At 72.7% G+C, this 19,389-nt stretch carries 18 protein-coding genes and 1 tRNA gene; 6 read left to right on the forward strand and 13 right to left on the reverse strand.

What is annotated here, in order from left to right; genetic code table 11:
* The first annotated feature begins 114 nt into the window (after positions 1–114).
* Positions 115–546 (forward strand): DUF3052 domain-containing protein, encoded by a 432-nt coding sequence (locus tag ACQPXD_RS46005; RefSeq protein ID WP_345128772.1) that lies wholly within the window; start codon positions 115–117, stop codon positions 544–546.
* Positions 547–1,212: 666 nt separating this feature from the next.
* Here the strand turns inward: ACQPXD_RS46005 and ACQPXD_RS46010 are convergent.
* Positions 1,213–3,879 carry an Hsp70 family protein gene (locus ACQPXD_RS46010; RefSeq protein WP_432829726.1) on the reverse strand — a complete coding sequence of 889 codons (2,667 nt, stop codon included), beginning with the start codon at positions 3,877–3,879 and terminating at the stop codon, positions 1,213–1,215.
* A 46-nt stretch (positions 3,880–3,925) separates the two neighbouring features.
* On the opposite strand from ACQPXD_RS46010, the gene ACQPXD_RS46015 reads away from it, so the two are divergent.
* The 3 genes from ACQPXD_RS46015 to ACQPXD_RS46025 all read left to right on the forward strand — a co-directional run bounded on the left by ACQPXD_RS46015 (position 3,926) and on the right by ACQPXD_RS46025 (position 5,701).
* Positions 3,926–4,384, forward strand: a complete 459-nt coding sequence (locus ACQPXD_RS46015; RefSeq protein WP_432829728.1) for a peroxiredoxin — start codon at positions 3,926–3,928, stop codon at positions 4,382–4,384.
* Between the two features lie 78 nt (positions 4,385–4,462).
* Positions 4,463–4,534: transfer RNA gene (locus ACQPXD_RS46020), tRNA-Val, on the forward strand.
* A gap of 690 nt (positions 4,535–5,224) precedes the next feature.
* Entirely contained in the window at positions 5,225–5,701 is a 477-nt protein-coding gene (locus ACQPXD_RS46025; protein WP_432829730.1) for an NUDIX hydrolase, read from the forward strand.
* A gap of 149 nt (positions 5,702–5,850) precedes the next feature.
* On the opposite strand, the gene ACQPXD_RS46030 is transcribed toward ACQPXD_RS46025, so the two are convergent.
* The 4 genes from ACQPXD_RS46030 to ACQPXD_RS46045 all read right to left on the reverse strand — a co-directional run bounded on the left by ACQPXD_RS46030 (position 5,851) and on the right by ACQPXD_RS46045 (position 9,353).
* The gene (locus ACQPXD_RS46030; RefSeq protein WP_432829732.1) at positions 5,851–6,267 is read right to left on the reverse strand and encodes a winged helix-turn-helix domain-containing protein; all 417 of its coding nucleotides are present in this window, start codon (positions 6,265–6,267) and stop codon (positions 5,851–5,853) included.
* A 66-nt stretch (positions 6,268–6,333) separates the two neighbouring features.
* Complete coding sequence (locus ACQPXD_RS46035) at positions 6,334–6,696, reverse strand: hypothetical protein (protein WP_432829734.1); 363 nt, start codon at positions 6,694–6,696, stop codon at positions 6,334–6,336.
* A gap of 66 nt (positions 6,697–6,762) precedes the next feature.
* Positions 6,763–8,133 carry a GH1 family beta-glucosidase gene (locus ACQPXD_RS46040; RefSeq protein ID WP_432829736.1) on the reverse strand — a complete coding sequence of 457 codons (1,371 nt, stop codon included), beginning with the start codon at positions 8,131–8,133 and terminating at the stop codon, positions 6,763–6,765.
* 17 nt (positions 8,134–8,150) lie between these two features.
* Positions 8,151–9,353 (reverse strand): Rieske 2Fe-2S domain-containing protein, encoded by a 1,203-nt coding sequence (locus tag ACQPXD_RS46045; RefSeq protein ID WP_432829738.1) that lies wholly within the window; start codon positions 9,351–9,353, stop codon positions 8,151–8,153.
* Between the two features lie 29 nt (positions 9,354–9,382).
* On the opposite strand from ACQPXD_RS46045, the gene ACQPXD_RS46050 reads away from it, so the two are divergent.
* The gene (locus ACQPXD_RS46050; RefSeq protein WP_432829740.1) at positions 9,383–10,159 is read left to right on the forward strand and encodes an aldo/keto reductase; all 777 of its coding nucleotides are present in this window, start codon (positions 9,383–9,385) and stop codon (positions 10,157–10,159) included.
* On the opposite strand, the gene ACQPXD_RS46055 is transcribed toward ACQPXD_RS46050, so the two are convergent.
* On the reverse strand, positions 10,156–10,620 hold the full coding sequence (locus tag ACQPXD_RS46055; RefSeq protein ID WP_432829742.1) for a hypothetical protein: 465 nt from the start codon (positions 10,618–10,620) through the stop codon (positions 10,156–10,158). The two genes, ACQPXD_RS46050 and ACQPXD_RS46055, sit on opposite strands and share 4 nt — an antisense overlap.
* Before the next feature lie 21 nt (positions 10,621–10,641).
* Entirely contained in the window at positions 10,642–13,932 is a 3,291-nt protein-coding gene (locus ACQPXD_RS46060; protein ID WP_432829744.1) for a BTAD domain-containing putative transcriptional regulator, read from the reverse strand.
* Between the two features lie 57 nt (positions 13,933–13,989).
* Here ACQPXD_RS46060 and ACQPXD_RS46065 point away from each other — a divergent pair, with 57 nt between their 5' ends.
* Entirely contained in the window at positions 13,990–14,877 is an 888-nt protein-coding gene (locus ACQPXD_RS46065; RefSeq protein WP_432829746.1) for an alpha/beta fold hydrolase, read from the forward strand.
* Here ACQPXD_RS46065 and ACQPXD_RS46070 read toward each other — a convergent pair.
* From ACQPXD_RS46070 to tnpC, 6 genes are all read right to left on the reverse strand, one after another.
* Positions 14,870–15,610 (reverse strand): ABC transporter permease, encoded by a 741-nt coding sequence (locus ACQPXD_RS46070; RefSeq protein ID WP_432829748.1) that lies wholly within the window; start codon positions 15,608–15,610, stop codon positions 14,870–14,872. The genes ACQPXD_RS46065 and ACQPXD_RS46070 overlap by 8 nt on opposite strands.
* Before the next feature lie 5 nt (positions 15,611–15,615).
* Entirely contained in the window at positions 15,616–16,476 is an 861-nt protein-coding gene (locus ACQPXD_RS46075; protein ID WP_432829750.1) for an ABC transporter ATP-binding protein, read from the reverse strand.
* Positions 16,476–16,778, reverse strand: a complete 303-nt coding sequence (locus ACQPXD_RS46080; RefSeq protein WP_432829752.1) for a winged helix-turn-helix domain-containing protein — start codon at positions 16,776–16,778, stop codon at positions 16,476–16,478. Before ACQPXD_RS46080 ends, ACQPXD_RS46075 begins: the two co-directional genes overlap by 1 nt.
* Positions 16,775–17,410 carry a transporter gene (locus ACQPXD_RS46085; RefSeq protein ID WP_432829754.1) on the reverse strand — a complete coding sequence of 212 codons (636 nt, stop codon included), beginning with the start codon at positions 17,408–17,410 and terminating at the stop codon, positions 16,775–16,777. Before ACQPXD_RS46085 ends, ACQPXD_RS46080 begins: the two co-directional genes overlap by 4 nt.
* Positions 17,411–17,868: 458 nt before the next feature.
* Complete coding sequence (locus ACQPXD_RS46090) at positions 17,869–18,129, reverse strand: IS66 family transposase (protein WP_432827772.1); 261 nt, start codon at positions 18,127–18,129, stop codon at positions 17,869–17,871.
* Positions 18,130–18,137: 8 nt separating this feature from the next.
* The gene (gene tnpC, locus ACQPXD_RS46095; protein WP_432824394.1) at positions 18,138–19,280 is read right to left on the reverse strand and encodes an IS66 family transposase; all 1,143 of its coding nucleotides are present in this window, start codon (positions 19,278–19,280) and stop codon (positions 18,138–18,140) included.
* Positions 19,281–19,389: the final 109 nt, after the last annotated feature.

Here is a 19,389-nt window from a genome sequence, read left to right on the forward strand (position 1 = left end):
GAGTACCTTCCGGCCGTGAGTTTTTCGATCGCATCGGTGCGCCACTTGCGTTGACGGCCCGTACTGTGTGGACTACGCGCTAACAGTGGTTGTTGCGACAGGAGGCAGTGGACAGTGAACGCGACCGCGGGTCAGGCCGAGGTGAAGAGCCTGGCGGACCGGTTCGGAGTCGAACCGGGCATGGTCGTTATGGAGATGGGGTACGACGACGACGTCGACCAGGATCTCCGCGACGTCCTGATCGACCGGTGCGGGGACCTGGTTGACGAGGAGACCGACGAGGTCGTCGACGTGGTGCTGCTCTGGTGGCGCGACGACGACGGCGATCTGGTCGAGACGCTCATCGACGCGCTCGGCCCGCTGGCGGACAACGGCGTGGTGTGGTTGCTGACCCCCAAGGCCGGCCGTCCCGGGCACGTCGAGCCGAGCGAGATCAACGAGTCGGCGCCCACCGCGGGGTTGCAGCAGACCTCCACGGTCAACGCGGGCAAGGACTGGACCGCGGCGCGGCTGGTCGCGCCTCGCGCCGCTCGCTCCCGCCGCTAGCTTTGCCGGCCGCGCTGTTCGGCGCGGCCCGCACATCGCTTGGTCGCGTCCTGGGGACGCGGCCGGCCTTTCGCTGCTTACGCTTGCGCCTTTGGTTGCGGTGTTAATGCGCCTCCGGCGCGGTGGCTGGGGTTTCTTGTTGCGCCTTCGGCGCAGGGGCTGGGGGCCGGAAGCTAGCCACGCGCGACTCCGTCGCGGCGCTGTGCCTGGGGGGTTCCCACCCCAGACCCCCCATGACCGCTCCGCGGCCACTCTTTTCCGCGCTGCGCGCCCCTGACGTCCCGGTCGAGGTCTCTTATTGCGCCTCCGGCGCAGTTGGCGCGCCCCCATGTCGCGCCTCCGGCGCAGTGGTTACGGCCCCTTATGGCGCCTTCGGCGCAGCGGCTGGGGTTTTTGTTGCGCCTTCGGCGCAGTGGTTGCGGTCCGAAAGCTAGCCACGCGCGACTCCGTCGCGGCGCTGACCCTGGGGGGTTCCCACCCCAGACCCCCCATGGCCGCTGCGCGGCCACTCTTTTCCGCGCTGCGCGCCCCTGACGTCCTGGTCGCGGTCTCTTATTGCGCCTCCGGCGCAGGGGTTGCGGTTGTCTGTTGCGCCTTCGGCGCGGTGGGGCCGAACTTTTTGGCGCCTTCGGCGCAGGGGTGGGTCTCCTTCGGCCTGTTGCGTTTTTAGGCGGTTGGTAGAGGGGTGGCGCGTCTTGAGGTGGGGGCGGCTGAGGGGGTGTTGGACCACCAACCTGAGCTGGTTGGGGAGGGGGTTTGGGTTGGTTGTTTGGTTTTGGTGGGTTGTTGTTGGGTGCCGGGCTGCCAGTCGCCGGGCATGATGACGCGGACCTGGGAGAAGACGGCCTCGGTGTTGTCGCCGGCCAGGGTGAAGGCGCCTAGGGTGATCTTGCCGCTGCGGATGTCGGCGTCGGTTACCGGGCCTAGCTGCTTGCCGTTGAGGTAGACGGTCAGGTCGGCGCCCTGGATCTCGAAGGCTACGTAGGTGTCGTCGCCGGCCGGTTTGAATAGCCAGTCCTTGAGCAGGTTTTCCTGGCCCGGGGGGCGATTGCTGAGCTTGTACAGGCGCGCATGGTTGTCGGCGCACAGGCCGAGCATGTAGCCGCGGTCGCCGGTGCGCAGCCACAGGCCGCCGCAGCCGGAGGTCACGTGGACCTTGGCCTCGATGCTGCCGTCCTGCATCGGTACGTCCAGCGGGGCCTTCAGCGTGCAGCCGGTCAGCGCGTTGGTGGTGACCCGCAGCCGGTCGCGGTTGGCGTCGCAGCGGCCGCCCTCGGACTCCTCGCGGGAGATCCACAGCTGGTCGATGCTGCCGACCGGCTGTTCCTTCCAGCCGGACGGTACCCAGGACGGGACCGACTCGCGGCTGTACTGCGGCAGCTGGGTCACCGCCGACGACGCCGAGCCGGCCGGGGTCGGCGAGCCGGCGGCGTTCTGCTGGTCGGTGCCGCCGTGGTCGCGGTTCTGGAACACCACGTAGCCGGCCAGGGCCAGCGCCAGGACCAGGATGCCGACCAGCAGCGGGACGGCGATGCTGCGCCGCTGGCGGGGCGGCTCGACCGGGTCCTCGCGCGGCGGGGGCGCGTATGTGGCCGGCATGGCCGCCGGGGAGACGTACGCCTGCGGCGGCGGGGCCTGCGGCTGCTGGTACACCGGCGGCTGCTGGTAGGCGGGCCGCGGGGTCGTGGGGCGCAGCGGCTGGGTGGCCTGCCCGCCGGCGACCTGGGGCGGGCCGCTGACCGGATAAGCGCCCGGATATGCGCCGGGGCTGACCGGGGTGGCGCTCACCGGGCGGGTGGTGCCGGGCGGGGCGCTGACCGGGTAGGCGCCCGGCTGGAACGCGGCCGGGCTGACCGGGACGCCGCTCACCGGGGCCTGCGGGACGGCCTGCTGCGGGTTCTGCGGCGGCTGCTGGGGGTTCTGGGGGTGCTGTGGCGGCTGGGGTTGCTGGAAGGCGGCCGGGGCGTTCTGCGGGGCCGCGTTCTGTGGCGGCTGGCCCGTCGCTGGGAACGCTCCGGGCGCGCCCGCACCGGCGGGGAAGGCTCCGGGAGCGGCCGCCGCAGGAGCACTGAAGGCGCCGGGGGTGCCGGCGGCTGCCGCTGGGGTGCCGAAGGCGCCGGGCCCGCCGGCGGCTGCTCCCCCGGCCGCTGCGGCCAGCCCGCTCGCCGCGGCGGGGGTGGTGAAGGCTCCAGGGCCGCCTGCCGCGGCATTTGGCGGGGCCTGCGCGATTTGTCCGGCCGGGGCGCCGGCGTTCTGCGCTGGGCTGACGTTGACCCAGGCGCGCAGGCTGCCCTCGGCGACGACGAGCTCGGGCTGCTCGATGACGGTCGGGGCGAGGCCGAGCTCGCGCTGCAGGAGGGTGGAGACGAGTGGTACCCGGCTCGAGCCGCCGACGAGGAAGAGGCCGGCCAGGCGCTCCTTGTCGAGGTTGGCCCAGCGCATGACGGCGGCGGTGGTTCGCACCGTCTGATCGAGCATCGGGCGGGCCTTCTCCTCGAACGCCTCGCGGGTGATGCTCACGTCGGCCGCGGCGATGGGCACGTGCAGCGCCGCCGTCTGGCTGCGCGACAGCATCTCCTTGGCGATGCGCGCGTCGTCCCAGAGCATGCGGCGGTGGCGGCGGTCCTCGGTGCTTTGCGGGTTGTCCAGCCGGGTCCAGACGTCGGCGTCGGTGATCTGCTGGCGGGCGTGGTCCACGACCAGCGCGTCGAGGTCGAGCCCGCCGAGGTCGTCGATGCCGTCGACCGCCCGCACGTCGAAGCCGTCTCCGGCCCGGCTGACGAGGCTCGCGTCGAAGGTGCCGCCGCCGAAGTCGTACACCAGCAGACCCTGATCGCCGGTGAGCGGCTTTTGCAGTACCCCCGCGAAATAATGGGCGGCGGCGACCGGCTCCGGCATGAGGGCGGGCTGGGGCAACCCGGCCAGTTTGGCGCCTTCGATCAGGGCGAGGCGGCGCGACACGCCCCAGGCGGCCGGGTGGGTCAGCGTGAGCTCGGCCACCGGCCCGCCCGCGACCCGCGTCGCCTCCTGTGCCACGTGCCCGAGCACGGCCCCGATGAGCGACGGGACGCTGAGCTCCCGATCGCCGAGCAGGACGGTACCGTCGTCGATGCGCCGCTTGGGGCTACCTTCAAACCGGGAGGGATCGACCCGCGCGGCGTGCAATGCGTCCCGCCCGACGAGTAGTCCACCGTCTATCTGCGCGTACACCGCGGAGGGCAGCAGCGGCGACCCGTCGAACAGCAACGGCCGCACCCTCCCGTCCGGCCACGCCAGAAGCGCGACGGTGTGGGAGGTGCCGAAATCGATGCCGAGCCGCGGCCCTGCTGCCATGCGGGCGAGTGTAGGCCCCCCGTACGACAGCTGGCATAGTCGAGGTATGACAGTGGATGTCGGAGATCCGGCACCGGACTTCCTGCTGCGCGACCAGAACAACCGGGAGGTCTCGCTGGCCGCCTTCCGCCCCCAGAAGGCGGTCCTGCTGGTCTTCTACCCGCTGGCCTTCACCGGCACCTGCCAGGGCGAGCTGTCCGCCTTGCAGCAGATGTTGCCGGCATTCCAGAACGATCACGTGGCGACACTGACGGTGAGCGTGGATTCACCGTACGCCCACAAGATCTGGGCCGACCGCGAGGGCTACACCTTCCCCCTCCTGTCCGACTTCTGGCCCCACGGCGCCGTGGCCGCTGCTTACGGTGTGCTGAACGAGGCCAAGGGGTATGCGAACCGCGGTACCTTCCTGATCGACACCGCGGGGGTGGTCCGCTTCGCCGAGATGGCCCCGCCCAGCCGGGCCCGCGACCAGTCCGCCTGGCTCGCCGCCATCGGGTCGCTGTAGCCTGCGGCCACGCCCGGCTGGGGCGGAGCGCGAGGTTTGGGTAACATCTGGGTACCCATCCCTCACCAAGGGGATTTGGGGCGCGTAGCTCAGTGGAAGAGCACCCGCCTTACAAGCGGGGGGTCGTTGGTTCGAACCCAACCGTGCCCACACAACAGGCGTGACCTGGGCGAATGCCGGTAAGCCTCCACCGGAGAAGAACCGCCCAATGCTCACGGACCACCCGCTTAGCGCTTGTCGGCCGATGCCCCGTGCCCGCCTCGAGCCGGCACGGTGATCTGTATGGCACCCCGCACACCGCGCAGCGATCCCCTGCATTTCCGGCCGTCGCCCCGGGGTGGACACGATCGGCGATCACGTCCTACACGTCGGGCGGCCGCACGCCGCGGGGCCCGGCGCAGGGGCAGGAAGTCTCCGTGATCATGCAAACTCGGCGTCGACACCAACGGTTTTTCATGATCGTGGAGTGCTGATGTACCCCCGTGTACCACAAGTCTCCGGGATCATGGCAAACCCGGTGTGCGGTCAGCGCGGGCATCATGATCACGGAGACATACGTCCGGCCCGGCCGCGCGGATCGCAGGTTGCGCCCGGCGGGTGCGATATTCGCACCGGCCGGCCGCGCCGCCCCCGGGGTCGGCGTCGATGATCGCTGGTGCCGCGCCGGTTGGCCGCCGACGCCCAGCCCGCGGCGGCCGGCTGACAGCAGCTAGCACGATCAGGCGCTAGCTCGTACACCACGACCTCACTCCGCCTGCCGCGAATGGTCCTCGGCGGCGTTTACGGTGTCTGAGGCGGCACTGGCCGTGGCCCGCCATTCCACTGGATCGAGGTTCCGATTTGAGCCGTCGCATTGACTACTTTGACGACCCTTCCGCTCCGAAGGCGGGCAGCGTCGTGCCGGCTGCCAACGCTGTGGTGGTCAACGACGCCGGTGAGTTGTTGTTGATACATCGCGCGGACAACGACAACTGGTCGCTGCCGGGCGGGGGGATGGAGCCGGGTGAGTCGATGACCGACTGCGCGGTGCGGGAGACGTTCGAGGAGACCGGGATCCACGTCGAGGTTACCGGGCTCGTGGGTATCTACACCGACCCGAGGCACGTCATCGTGTACACCTCGAACAATGAGGTGCGGCAGGAGTTCTCCATCGTCTATACCGCGCGCCCGCTGGGCGGCGAGCCGACGCCGAGCGATGAGTCGCGGGAAGTCGTGTGGGTCTCGCCGGACGCCATCGACCGGCTGCCGATGCACCGGTCCATGCGGATGCGGATCGAGCACTACCTGACCCGCGCCGGGAAGCCGCACCTTGGATGATGACTGGATCAACAGCGCACCGATGAGCTCGACGCGAAGTTTGTCGGGAAGCATTACGGTAAGGACGCGCGGTATTTCGTGAACATCGAGAACGGGGTGGTGTTCTTCGCTTCCCGTGCTGACCACTTCGGGAATCCTGCCCGCGAGGCTTACCGCTTGCGGGGTGGTGGGGTGCAGACTACGACGCGGTCGGCGGCATAGAGCTCTTCGGTCTCGCCGAACTGGACCACCAAGAGTGGGACGCCCTCGGGGACGTCGAAGTGGGTGCGTTCCGCCGAGGTTGGCATTCGGGCCGTGATTCTTGCGGCGGCGGGGGCGCGGACCTCCTCCAGGGGTGCTTGGCGGCGGACCGAGGAGCGGCGGCCGCGGACCGTGACGATCAGGCCCTCGCTGCGGAGGACGGCTATGGCCTGGCGGACGGCGTCGCGGCTGATGTTGTACGACTTCGCGATGATTCCCTCGCTCGGCAGTTCCCCGCCGGGCGGTAGGTCGCCGGCCAGGATGCGGTCGCGCAAGGTGTCGGCGAGTTGGCGGTACAGCGCCTGGCCGGAGCGGCGGTCGAGCATGGCGGACAGCGTAGCAGGATTAGGGCCATGTGGCCACAAACTAGGCTTCGGCCGGGAAACCGCAGGTCAGGGCTTGTGGGGGCAGCGGTACAGCGGGCGGCGCGGGATGCGGGCGGGGCGGCGGATCGAGACCAGGCGGGTGGGGCTCACGGCCGCGGGGGTGGCCGGCGAGAGTGACACCGCGGCCAGGTGCGACGAAAGGGCCGCATGCATCAGGGACGCGGGCGGCGCTGCAGCGCGGCGGTTCGGTGGCTGGTAGGTGCGCTGCGCCGGGATGTGAGGACGAACGGGCGGGGTGACCGAAATATCCGAAATGTCCGCGAGGTCCGCTGTAGCCGAAGCATCCGGGCGGGTCACGATGAACGCGACCACCGCCGCCACCAGGACGGGGACCAGGTAAAGGAGGGCTCCGGCGTACTGCTCGACCACGACGAACTCCCGACACTGCGCACGACTGACCTGCGCAACGCTACGGATTCCGCCCGCGCCACCGTGTCATCCGGTCGGGTCGCCCTGCAAGTCCGGGCGGGGTGCAGCTGTGGTGCAAATCTGGCGGTACCACTCGAAGGAGCGCCGCGGGGTGCGGGCCTGGGTGTCGAAGTCGACGTGGACCAGGCCGAAGCGCTGGTGGAAGCCCTCCGCCCACTCGAAGTTGTCCATCAGCGACCAGGTGCAGTAGCCGTGCACCGCCACCCCGGCCTGGATCGCGCTGTGGACGGCGCGCAGGTCGCCGGCGATGTAGTCGATGCGGAACCGGTCGTCCAGGTCGGGCCAGGAGCAGCCGCTCTCGGTGATCCAGATGGGCGGGAGCTTGTCGCCGTAGCGGTCCTTCAGGCCCACCAGCAGCTCGCGGAGGCCGTCGGGGACCACCGGCCAGTCGAAGGCCGTCATCGGGTACCCGTCGATGGGCAGGCGGACGAAGGGCAACGGGTCGCCCTCGGGCGGGGCGGCGATGCGGCTCGGGTTGTAGTAGTTCACGCCCAGGGCCTGGATCGGCTGGGAGATCACCTCCAGGTCGCCCTCCATGATGATGGAGTCGACGTCGGCGGTGGTCAGGAGCTCGTAGCCGGGTGGGTACTCCCCGAGCAGGACCGGGTCGGCGAACAGGTGGTTCTGCACCATGTCGTAGATTATCGCGGCGGTGCGGTCCTCCTCCGAGTCGCTGGCGGGCCAGACCGGGGAGTGGTTGTTCGCGAGGGTGACGGGGGCGCTGGAGGTCCGGCGCAGGGCGGACACGGCCAGGCCGTGGCCGAGCAGCAGGTGGTGCACGACCGGCAGCTGGTCGGTGAGCATCGTCAGGCCGGGGGCGTGGATGCCCTGCACGTGGCCCAGGGCGAAGTGGATGTACGGCTCGTTGAGGGTGATCCACAGCTTCACCCGGTCGCCGAGGCGCTCGCCGACGAGCTCGGCGTATTCGCCGAAGCGCATGGCGGTGTCGCGGTTGGCCCAGCCGCCCTCGTCCTGCAAGGCCTGGGGCAGGTCCCAGTGGAACAGGGTGACGACCTGGTCGATGCCGCGGGCGGCGAGGCCGTCGACGAGGCGGTCGTAGAAGTCGAGGCCGGCCTGGTTGGCGGGGCCGCTGCCGGTCGGCTGGATGCGCGGCCAGGCGATGGAGAACCGGTATGCCCCGGCGCCGAGCCGGGCGATCAGGTCGAGGTCGGACTCCCACCGGTGGTAGTGGTCGCAGGCGATGTCGCCGGTGTGGCCGTCGCGGATGCGGCCCGGGGTGTGGGCGAAGGTGTCCCAGATGGACGGTCCGCGGCCGTCCTCGGCGACGGCGCCCTCGATCTGGTAGGCCGCGGTGGACACGCCGAAGCGGAAGCCGGGCGGGAACGGCGGGAGGTCCGGCAGCGGTTGATCCGACATAGGCGCACGCTACCGCCTCAGGGCAAGGTGCGGTACGGCACGAGGCTGCGCCGCAGGGCGACGCCCAGCCGGTCGGCGCGGACGTGCAGCTCGTCGCGGGTGTCGAGGGGCAGGCCGGGCAGGGTCATGCGGGCCTGCAGGGCGAGGTCTTCGGCGAGTACCGCCTCCTCGAAAGCGACCTCGCGGGCCACCACCTCCGGGCCCGGGTCGGCGACGCCGCCGATGCCGTGCAGGAGCATCTTCGTGTAGATGCGGGTGCTGTGCGCGGATTCGGGCTGGGCGAAGAACAGGATCGTCTTCACCGCGCCCGCGTCGAGCTCCTCCAAGCGCAGCATCAGCTGGAACGGCGCCCGGTGCACGTAGGTGGCGCGGCGGCGCTGGCGGGCCGGGCGCAGGCCGGCCGCGACGCCCGGGTCCTCCGGGTTGTCGAACCACTGTTCCTGCACGCTGCGGCACCCGCCGGGCTCGGCCTGCACCTCGTAGGCCTCGACGTAGCGCTCCTCGCCGGCGCCGAACGTGCCGGCGTGGACGAACGGGAAGTGGGCCACGTCGAGGAAGTTGTCGGCCACGATGCCGGCGCTCATGGCGGTCCGCGCGGGCGGGAGCCAGGCGCCCACGTAGGCCGCGTCCTCGGCGTCGGGGTCGGTGAAGAGCGGCTCGCGCGGCTCCAGCGGCGCGATCCAGACGAGGCCCCACCGCCGCTGGACGGCGAACGGCGCCGGCTCCACGAGTACCAAACCCTGGAAAACGGAAATGGTGTAATCCTGATCGAGCAGGCGGGCGGTGGTGGGTAGCTCCGCGGCCAGGGCCACCGGATGCCAGGCGTGGGCCAGGCCCGGATCCACATTGGACAACAGGCGCATCGGCTCCGGCGGGCGTGCCTCGTCACGGCCGACCCAGACCGCGCCGCCGGCCTCGCGGACGGGCGGGCCGGGCGGCAGGTCGGCGCGGGGCGGCGGGGTGGTGCCGGGGCCGCCGGACGGGATCTCCAGGCAGCGTCCACTGTGGTCGAAGCGCCAGCCGTGGTACGGGCACTGCAGCGCGCCGCCGGCGAACGTCCCCGCCGACAGGGGCACCAGCCGGTGCGGGCAGCGGTCGGCGAACGCGACCGGCGGGGCGTCGGCGGCCGGGCGCAGGACGACCAGCGGCACCCCGTCGACCGACACGGCCCGCGGTGCCGTGCCCACCTCGGCGGAGGCCGCCACCCGCACCCACTCCATGCGCTCCAGTGTCGGGCAGTATTGGGGGCATGGCACTACAGATCCCAGTCGTCGAACTGGCCCCGGGCGTGAACCTGCCGACCATCGGCTTCGGCACGTGGCAGATCACCGGGCGGTCGGCGTACGAGTCGGCGCGCACCGCGCTGGACGTCGGCTACCGGCACATCGACACGGCGACGATGTACGGCAACGAGGAACAGATCGGCCGCGCGCTGCGCGACAGCGGCGTGGAGCGCACCGAGATCTTCATCACCACCAAGCTGCCGCCGGCGCAGTCGGGCCGGGAGCGGCAGACCATCGAGGCGAGCCTCAAGGCCCTGGGCGTCGACTACGTCGACCTGTGGCTCATCCACTGGCCGCCGGCGCGCGGCCGGTCGCTGCCGACCTGGATCTCCTTCCTGGAGCAGCGCGACGCCGGGCGCATCCGCTCCGCGGGCGTCAGCAACTACGACACGGCCCTGATCGACGAGCTGGTCAAGGAGACCGGCGAGACGCCCGTGGTGAACCAGGTCGCCTGGAGCCCGGCTCAGCACGATCCGCAGTTCCTCGACGACATGCGGCAACGACGGGTCGTGGTGGAGGGCTACTCGTCGCTGAAGAACACGCCGCTGGACGACCCGCGGCTGGTCGCGATCGCCTCGGCGCACAAGGTGACGGTGCCGCAGGTCGTGCTGCGCTGGCAGCTGCACCACGACATCGTGATCATCCCGAAGTCCACCCGCGAGGCCCGCATGCGGGACAACCTCGACGTCCTCGGCTTCTCGCTCACCGCGGACGAGATCGCCACCATCGACGCAGGCTTCTAGGTCCGCTTGACCGCACGGTCGACCCTGGCCCGCCAGCCGCGCTCCTGGGGTTTGCGGCGCAGCTTGGCCAGGGCGGCCACGGCCCCGGCGGTCAGCTCCTCGAAGTCGAACGCGGTGCGGTGCGTCCCCTTCTGGATGACGAACGCCATGCCGGCCGAGTTGCTCATCGCCCAGCCGGGGCGGCTGCCCAGCCGGTGGGCCGCGTTCCCGCCGTATGCGGTGACGAGCTGGATGTCGAAGGGGTACCGCACCTCGCCCCCTTCCCGGGTGACGACGATCCGCGCCTGGGCGAGCCGGTCGTCGTGGTTGAACAGCGCCTTCCACCACTTGGTCCGGGGCGCCTCGACGACCACCTCGACCCCGTGGCCGTGCTCGCCGGGGTCCTTGGCCGCGGCGACCTGCCGCACGAGCTCGACCACCCGCTCGGGCCGCGACCGGCGGAACGCCACCCACTTTTCCACGGCGCCATCTTCGCAGCCTTTTCACAAATAGGCCGAGACCGGACCGAGGGTCAGCACGCCGCTACCCGCCGCGTGCTCGGTCGCGGCCGGGCGCAGCTCTTCGGCGATGCGGGCGGCGGTCTCCCGGTCGCCGAGCGTGCGGGCGGCCTTGGCGGCCAGGCACAGTCTCGCCTCCAGCAGCAGGTCGCGCGGGGAGGGCGGCAGCGCGCGCAGCGCCGCGGCGGCCTCCGGGCGGCGGTCCGCGCGGAGCAGCAGCAGGGGGCGCGCCCACGGCTCGTACGGACCCAGGTCGTCGCCCGGGGTGTACCGGTCGACGGAGAGCAGCGCGAGGCCGAGCAGGCCCTCCCGCACGCCGGGCATGGCGGCGGTGGCCAGGCGGGCGTCGGCGGCGCGGTAGGCGGACTCCGCGGCGTCGTGGCGGCCGTCGGCGGCGAGGCGCAGCGCGGAGTACCACTGCGTGAAGACGCCGACCATCGGCAGGGCGAAGCGCTCGGCCAGGCGGTCCGCGGCCTCGGCGTGGGCGTCGGCGGCCGGGCGGTCGTCGAGGGCGCACGCGGCCTGCAGGCCGATCAGGTGGCCCAGGACCTCGAACGTGACCAGGTCGTGCCGGGCGGCGAGGTCGACCAGCTCGGCGCCGAGCGCGGCCCGTCGCGGTGCCAGCCCGGCGCGCTCGAACGCGTGCAGGAACCGGGCGTTGAGGGCCAGGGCCAGCAGCGCCGGGTCCGCCTCGGCCCGGGCCAGGCGCTCGGCCTCGGCGGCGGCCCGCGCACCGCGGTCGTCCCGGGCGCCGCGCTGCTCCAGCGCGAGCACGGCCAGCAGCCGGGCGCGCAGGGCTGGCGGGGCACCGGGCAGGCGGTCCAGGGTGCGGGTCGCGGCGGCGGCGAGTTCGGCGGAGAGGCGCTCGTCGTCGTTTTTCGGCCAGATTGCGGGTACGTCGAACGCGCCCAGCACCTCCGCAACACTCTCCACGTCGCCGAGCCGCTCGGCGGCGGCCAGGCCTTGGGCGCGCAGTTCGCGGGCCTCGTCGAGCTTGCCGACCACGGCCAGCGCGCGGCCCAGCCCGATCATCGCCGCCAGTCGCTCCTGCGGCCTGTCGCCGCCTCGCGCGGCGGGACCGCGGACCGCGGCGCGGGTGAGAGCGGCGTTGGCCGCGCGGGTGGGGCTGGTGTTGGCGGTGGCGGTTGGGCTGGTGTTGGCGGCGCGGTCGAGGGCGGACAGGGCCTGGCGCCACAGCCGGGCGGCCTCGTGGGGGTTGGCGCGGCGCTCCGCGCGCTCGGCGGCGACGGCGGAGTAGTGGGCGGCCCGCGGCGCGGTGGCGCGGGTGGCGGCGGCGGTGAAGTGGTGGGCCAGGGCGTCGGCGTCGTCGGGCGACAGGCGTTGCAGCGCCTCGCCGGCCGCGGCGTGCCAGGCGGAGCGGCGCGGGGCGGAGAGGTCGCCGTACACCGTGTCGCGCACCAGCACGTGCGCGAACCTCCGCCCGTCCGGCAGGAAACCGGCGGCGATGGCCTCGTCGAGCTCTTCGAGGACCGGGCCGCCGTGCAGCTCCGCCAGCAGCTCCGGGTCGACGTCCCGGCCGAGGACCGACGCCCGGCGCAGCACGTCCCGCGCGGGCGCGGAGAGGCGGTCGAGGCGGTGCCGGATCACGTCGCGGACGCCGGGCGGGACGCTGCTCAGCGCCTCCTCCCCCTCGGCGGCGACCAGGCGGGCCAGCTCGCGGGTGAAGAACGGGTTGCCGCCGCCCCGGCGGTGGAGCGTCGCGAGCGCGGCCGGCCCGAGGTCGCGGCCGGCGGCGGCGCGGGCGAGTTCGGCGGTCGCCGTTTCGTTCAAGCCGCGGAGGTACACCCGGATCGGCTCCATCCGGGCCAGTCGCGCGAGCGCGGCGGTGAGCTGGGGAGTTGACTCGACGTCGCGGGCCGTGCCGAGCAGCAGCACCGGCCCGGCGACGGCCGAGACCACGTACGTCAGCAGCTCCAGCGTGTCCTCGTCGGCCCAGTGCAGGTCATCGGCGACGAGGGCGACCGGGCCCTGCGCGGCGACTTCGGCGACGAGCCGGGCGGCGGCGTGGTGCAGCCCGAACCGTCCGGCGGGCTCGACACCGCCCCGCAGCGCGGTGGCCATCTGCGTCCAGGGCCAGGCTCCCTCGTGTTCGGCGGCGCGTCCCCACGCCACGGTCCAGCCGGCCGCGCCCAGCTCGGCGGCGAGCGCCTCGGCCAGCGCCGTCTTCCCGGCCCCCGCCTCCCCCGTGACGAGCGCGACCACCGGCCGCCCCGATCGCCGCGCGCCGGCGGCCGCCCCGCGCAGCGCCGCCAGCTCGTCCTCCCGCCCGAACAACGCCGGCCGCTCCGCCCCGCCCGTCCATCCCTGCCCAGCCCCCCGCACCGCCTTCGCCGAGCCCGACATTTCCGACATTTCTGATATGTCGGAAATGTCGGCCAAACTGGCGATCGACGAGGGCGTCAGCGGTGAGCGGCCCGGCACGGGCGCCTCGGGGCCGCTGTCGGGCGAAGACGCGGACGACCGCGGGGAACGGGGCGGCGAGGCGCCGGGTCGGGGCACGGGCGCCTGGGCGGCGTCGAGCCGGGCGGCCTGGGTCAGGATGTCGGACTCCAGGGTGCGCAGGGTCGGGCTGAGGTCGAGGCCGAGTTCGGCGGCGAGCGTCGCGCGGGCCTCGCGGAGGGCGGCGAGGGCGTCGGCCTGGCGGTCGGCGCGGTACAGGGCCAGGGCGAGCAGGCGCCAGGCCGACTCCCGCAGCGGGTGCTCGGTCGCGTGGGCGCGCAGATCGGCGGCGGCCTCGGCGGCGCGGTCCAGGTCCAGCAGGGCCGCGGCACGGCGTTCGATCGTGAGGATGCGCAGGTCCTCCAGGCGGTCGATCTCGGATCGGGCCCAGCCCTCGTCGGTCCACTCCGCGTAGGCGGGGCCGCGCCACATGGCCAGCGCGGTCTCCATGGCGGCGAGGGACGGGGCGGCGGACGGAGTGGCGAGGGACTCGAAGCGCCACGCGTCGACCGCGGACGGGGTGGCCGCCAGGGCGTAGCCGGGCGGGGTGGTGATCAGGAGGCGGGACGGGGTGCGGGGCGGGCGGCCGGGCTCCAGGGCGCGGCGCAGGTCGGCGACGAACGTGCGGAGGGCGGCCACGGCGCCGGGCGGGGGTGCGCCCGACCACACGTCGTCGGCGAGCACGTCGATCGGGACGACGCGGCCGCGGGCGATCAGGAGGCGGGCGAGGACGGTGCGGTGGCGGGGGCCTCGTAGCGGTACCGGATCGGCATCTCGGAAAGCCTCCAGAGGGCCCAGGACGCCGAAGGAGGTCACCCGCCCGATTATTCGCCGCTGATCGGATGCTGATCGGGCGGGAGCAGGGTCCGCGGCATGGAAATCACGATTCCCGGGTTCGCTTATGACCGTGTCGGCGTCGCGGAGGGGGTCGCGCTCAGCGTGGCGGTCGGCGGGTCCGGGCCGCCGGTCGTGTTGCTGCACGGCTTTCCGCAGACGCATCTCATGTGGCGGCACGTCGCCGTCGAGCTGGCGAGCGACCACACGGTGATCTGCCCCGACCTGCGCGGCTACGGGGCGAGCGACAAGCCCGCCGACCCGGACGGTACCGCCTACGCCAAACGGACCATGGCGGCCGACGTCGTGGCGCTGGGGCGGGCGCTGGGCCACGAGCGGTTCGCGCTGGTGGGGCATGATCGCGGGGCGTTGGTGGCGATCCGGGCCGGGCTCGAGCACCCGGCGCGCATCACGCACCTGGCCTCGCTCGACGTGCTGCCGACGCTGGACTCGTGGGAGGTGCTGCGGGGCACGGCCGGCGTTGCCGGCTTCCACCTGTACCTCATGGCCGCCCCTCCCCCGCTGCCGGAAACGCTCATCGCCGGCGCGCCGGACGCGTTCTTCGGGCACTTCCTCGACGCCTGGGCCGGCGACCCGGCGGTGATTCCGGCGGAGGTCCGGGCCGAGTACCTGCGCGCGTCCCGGGCGGCGATCCCGAGCATCGTCGCGGACTACCGGGCCAGCGCCTTCGTCGACGTCGAGCACGACCGGGCCGACCGCGCCGCCGGCCGCCGGCTGTCGATGCCCGTCACGGTGCTGCAGCAGGACTGGGGCGCCGCCCTGGGCTTCGACGCGGCCGCGCGGTGGCGCGCCTGGGCGGACGACCTGGACCATCACACGGTCGCGATGGGTCACTTCATGGCCGAAGCAGAGCCCGCGGAAGTTGTACGTCACATTCGCGCCCTCCTCGGCCGCCCGATCAGCTGAAGCGGGCCCCCTCGTCGCGGCGGAAGGCCCACGCGGCCAGGACGGCCATGACCACGGTCCAGGCGGCGAGCGAGATCATCGAGGTCGGGGAGACGCGGAAGTCGCCGACCGCGGCCCAGACCAGCTCCACCGCGCCGCGGGTCGGCAGGTAGGGGGCGATGGTCTCGACGAATGACGGGGCCTGGTCGGGGGCGGAGAGCAGGCCGCCCCCGAAGGCCATCGGGAAGAAGATGATCTGGGCCACGGCCAGGGCCGCCTTCATCGGCAGGGCGTAGCCGATGGTCAGGCCCATGAACGTGAACGGCAGCGCGCCGGCCACCACGGCGACCAGGGCGAGCAGCAGGCCGAGCGGCGTGACGGTCGCCGCGGTGAAGAGCCAGCCGATGATCACCACCGGGAGCAGGGAGAGGGCCATGAAGGTCAGGCCGCACAGGATGCGGCCGGCGAACGCCGCGCCCGGGCCGGCCGGGAGGGTGCGGGTGTAGGGGTCCCAGGGCTGGGAGCGGTCCTCGGCCACGCCGACGCCGTAGGTGAACAGGGAGCTGGTCATGACCGCGAACATGACCATCGACGCGGTCGCGTAGGTGGCGCCGGCCGGGTCGTGGCCGGCGAACGGTACGACGAAGAAGAGCATCGACGCGGCCGGGAAGAAGGCGCCGCCGACCACGGCGATCGGGATGCGGACGGTCTCCAGGATTCTGAAGCGGGCGTGGGTCAGGGCCAGGGCGGGCATCGCGTCTACCGTCCCGTCAGGGTGAGGAATGCTTCTTCGAGCGTGGTGGGGCTGACCTGCAGACCCTGGAACGGGACTTCGGCCCGCACGAGGTCGCGCACCAGCTGGTCGGCGTCGGGGGTGAGCAGGGAGGTGCGGCCGTCGAGCTGCTCGATGCCGACGACGCCGGGCAGGTCGGGCAGGTCGGGGGCGGTCAGGGTGACCCGGTGGATGCCGACCATGGCGCGGATCGCCGCGACCGTGTCGTCGGCCAGGATGCGCCCGGCGCCGAGCACCACGACCCGGTCGGCGAGGGCCTCGATCTCCTCCAGGTAGTGGCTGGTCAGCACCACCGTGCCGCCCTCGGCGGCGAAGACGCGCACCGCGTCCCACAGGGCGCGGCGGGCCTCCACGTCGAGGCCGGTGGTCGGCTCGTCGAGGAAGACCAGGCGCGGGCGGCCGGCGAAGGCGAGGGCCACGGCGAGGCGGCGCTTCTGGCCCCCGGACAGGCCGCCGGTCTGGCGGCGGGCCACCTCGGTCAGGCCGAAGCGGTCGAGGAGTTCGGCCGGCGGTACCGGATCCGGGAAGTGCGCGGCGACGAACTCCAGGCACTCGCGCACGCGCAGGGTCGACGGCAGGCCCGTCTCCTGCGGCGTGACGCCGATCTGCCGGCGGCGGGCCGGGTCGCGGGGGTCGCCGCCGAAGAGCTCGACGGCGCCGCTCGTCGGGCGGCGCAGGCCGACGAGCAGGTTGAGCAGCGTGGACTTGCCGGCGCCGTTGGGGCCGAGCAGGCCGAGCACGCCGCCGGGCGGGATGTCGAGGGAGACGCGGTCCAGGGCGAGGGTGTCGCCGTAGCGGCGGGTGACCTCGACGGTGCGAGCCAGCATCAGGACTCCTTCGGGGGGTCGAGCAGGGCGCGGAGGGCGGCGGTGTAGTCGTCGAACGCGACCCGGCCGCGATGGGTCAGGCTGGCGGAGGTGGTCGGGGTGCGGCCGCGGAAGGACTTGGCCACCTCGACGTACCCGGCCTGCTCGAGCTTGGTGAGGTGCACCGAGAGGTTGCCGGCGGTCATGCCGAGCAGTTCCTGCAGCTTGGGAAAGGTCATCCGGTCACCGTCGCCGAGGCTCGACAGCGCGGCCATGATGCGCAGGCGGGCCTGGGCGTGGATCACCGGGTCGAGTTCGGTCATCTGCGGGTGCGCACCTGCAGGACGATGCCGAGCAGGCACAGCCCGCCGCCCCCGCCGAGCGAGATGAACAGCGAGTGCCAGCCGGGCCCGGCCAGCACCCCGGCGATGTTGATGACCGTCAGCAGGGCGCCGAAGATGAACATGTCCCGGGACAGCCAGATGGCGGCGCCGGCCATGTACATCGCGCCGACCAGCCCGACCGAGGCGCTCGCCCACAGCAGGCCGCGCTCGGGCTCGGGCAGCAGCCCGGCGAAGCGGTTGGTCGTGGTGCCGACGCCGGCGAACGCGAAGAACCAGGTGAAGCCGTAGGCGGTGCCCTGCCACGACGAGCGGCCCTCCAGGCCCCGCCCGCGCACCGCGGAGACCACCGCCGTGCTCGCCATGGCGACCGCCATCAGCAGGAAGAGGCTGGTCAGCGGCAGCCAGGCGGGCAGGTCGACCAGCACCCGCCCGCCGGGGCCGAACCGCAGGAACAGCAGCCCGAAGCCGATCAGCCAGGCGCCGCCCCAGGGCACGTAGTAGAGCAGCGGGTTGAGCGCGATCGTGCGCGCCGCGGCCGCCTGCTCCTTGCGGATGAGCTCGAGCGACTCGGCGGCCGAGGCCGGTGGGGCATCGTCATCGACGGGGGTCATGACAAACAACTTTACGCGACAAACCTCTTTGCCCGCCATTAGGGCGCGGCGCCGGCTCGGCTGTCATGCGGCGAGTGGTCGGCGTAGTCGACCGGCGGCCACCGTGTTCCGCCAGTTCGGCGTGACCGGCCGGCGCGCACCATGCTCCGCCTGCGCCGTGGGAGGCGGCACTGCCAGCCCGGGCGGCCGGTGCCCCTGTCGCGGCGCCGGCCAAGGACTCGGCCGCTATGCCAGGCCCGGCCTGCGCGGCCACGATCCGGGATCACGTTCCGCATGGCGGGCTCGGCCGTCGCCGCGACCGGAAGTCTCCGTGATCACGCGAAACCGGCGCGGACACCAACGGTTTTTCGTGATCGCGGAGTGCTGAGGTACGCCTGTGTACCGCAAGTCTCCGGGATCATGGCAAACCCGGACAACCGCCACCGCGAGCATCATGATCACGGAGACTTTCGGCGTAACTATTCAGGTTGGGGTGGGAGCCAGGCGTTGCCGGTGAGGGCGTCGCGCAGGGCGGTGAGGACGTGCAGGCCGTTTTTGCGCACGGTGGAGACGTAGCTGCGCACGGTCAGCCAGTGCTGGGCGCCGTGGGGGGTGCGCCAGCCGCCGGAGATCTTCTGCTGGATTTTGACCATGCGGATGTCGCGTTCGGCTTGGTTGTTGTCGAACGGGACGGTGAAGGTGTGGGCGAAGCGCCAGATCTCGCGCCGGAATCCGTGCATCCGGTCGATCAGCGCGAGGATCTTGCCGCGGCCGCCGCTGGTGGGGGTGGGTTGGCGGCGTAGCCGGCCTGGACGGCCTGGTCCCAGCGGTGCAGCAGATCGGTCAGGACGGTCTGGTCGAGACGGTCCCGGCCGGCGGCGACGGCCTGGTTGACCTGGTGTTTGCCCTCGCGGAGCAGCCCGGCCAGGGTCCCGGCCCAGGTGTGGGCCGGGTCGTGTTCGGCCCAGCCGTCCAGTTCCCGCAGGTGGTGAGCGTTGCACAAGGCATGCCCGGCGGTGTCGTAGGCGGGGTGCAGGTACGACTTGAAGCCGTCGTGGACCGCGGTCTGGCCCGCGCCCAGCGCGGTGAGCACACCGATGACGTCGATGGCGTCCCGGCCGCGTTTGTCGTCCAGGTGGTAGAAGGTGCCCAGCGGGGTGCAGGCCACGTGCAGCCACCGCAGCCGGCCGGCCACCCGCAGCCCGGTCTCGTCGAAATGCACCACCGCCGCGGTGCGCAGGACCTGCCGCAGCCGTTGCGTGAAGCCGGTCAGCCGGGTCGCGGCGCGCCCGGTCAGCCCGGCGATCCACCCCGCCGACGGCGCCGCACCGAACAGATCAGCCAGGATCTGCGCGGTACGGTCCACCGGCGTGTGATGGCCGACCAGCAGATAGACCGTCAGGGCCGCGATCGACGGCCCGTACTGCGCCGGCGCGTCCACCCCCACCGGCGCCGCGGCTGTGGTGTGCGTCCCGCACGCGCAGGCGCACCGCCACAGCCGGTGCTCGGTCACCGCCAAGCGCATCGGCGGCAGGTCGAACACCTGCCGCGCCTCGAACCCGACCGGCGCGACACCGGCCAGGACCTCACCGCACCCGGCGCACGCCACCGGCCGGTGATCCACCACCGCATCCGGCTCATCCACCTGTGTCAACGCCGCACCCGGCGCGCCGGGCTGCTTGCCCGCCCGGCGGCCCGCCGCCCGCCGCTGCGACCGCGGCGCCGGCTTCCCCAGCCCATCCGAGGACGGCGGCTTCGACGAGTTGTGCGAGTCCAGCCCCAACCGCCGCTCCAACTCCGCCACCCGCGCCCGCAACACCGCGATCTGCTCAGCCTGGACCACCACCAACGCCGCCAACTCGTCATAGCTGGGACGCGGACCGGCACTCACAACGGACACCGTGCCCTAAACCACCCAGACGATCAAGTCCCTGCCGCCAACCACCTGAATAGTTACCTTTCGGCCGCCCCGGGCCGCGCCGACAAGATGGGTGCGGCCA

The sequence above is a fragment of the Dactylosporangium sp. CA-092794 genome, from assembly GCF_050948465.1.
Classification (GTDB): domain Bacteria; phylum Actinomycetota; class Actinomycetes; order Mycobacteriales; family Micromonosporaceae; genus Dactylosporangium.

Excerpts from the sequence above, each read along its gene's own strand:
- ACQPXD_RS46010 (WP_432829726.1), bottom strand. The coding sequence starts at position 3,879 with ATGGCAGCAGGGCCGCGGCTCGGCATCGATTTCGGCACCTCCCACACC.
- ACQPXD_RS46015 (WP_432829728.1), top strand. The coding sequence starts at position 3,926 with ATGACAGTGGATGTCGGAGATCCGGCACCGGACTTCCTGCTGCGCGAC.
- ACQPXD_RS46030 (WP_432829732.1), bottom strand. The coding sequence starts at position 6,267 with ATGCTCGACCGCCGCTCCGGCCAGGCGCTGTACCGCCAACTCGCCGAC.
- ACQPXD_RS46040 (WP_432829736.1), bottom strand. The coding sequence starts at position 8,133 with ATGTCGGATCAACCGCTGCCGGACCTCCCGCCGTTCCCGCCCGGCTTC.
- ACQPXD_RS46045 (WP_432829738.1), bottom strand. The coding sequence starts at position 9,353 with ATGGAGTGGGTGCGGGTGGCGGCCTCCGCCGAGGTGGGCACGGCACCG.
- ACQPXD_RS46050 (WP_432829740.1), top strand. The coding sequence starts at position 9,383 with ATGGCACTACAGATCCCAGTCGTCGAACTGGCCCCGGGCGTGAACCTG.
- ACQPXD_RS46065 (WP_432829746.1), top strand. The coding sequence starts at position 13,990 with ATGGAAATCACGATTCCCGGGTTCGCTTATGACCGTGTCGGCGTCGCG.
- ACQPXD_RS46070 (WP_432829748.1), bottom strand. The coding sequence starts at position 15,610 with ATGCCCGCCCTGGCCCTGACCCACGCCCGCTTCAGAATCCTGGAGACC.
- ACQPXD_RS46075 (WP_432829750.1), bottom strand. The coding sequence starts at position 16,476 with ATGCTGGCTCGCACCGTCGAGGTCACCCGCCGCTACGGCGACACCCTC.
- ACQPXD_RS46080 (WP_432829752.1), bottom strand. The coding sequence starts at position 16,778 with ATGACCGAACTCGACCCGGTGATCCACGCCCAGGCCCGCCTGCGCATC.
- ACQPXD_RS46085 (WP_432829754.1), bottom strand. The coding sequence starts at position 17,410 with ATGACCCCCGTCGATGACGATGCCCCACCGGCCTCGGCCGCCGAGTCG.
- ACQPXD_RS46090 (WP_432827772.1), bottom strand. The coding sequence starts at position 18,129 with ATGCACGGATTCCGGCGCGAGATCTGGCGCTTCGCCCACACCTTCACC.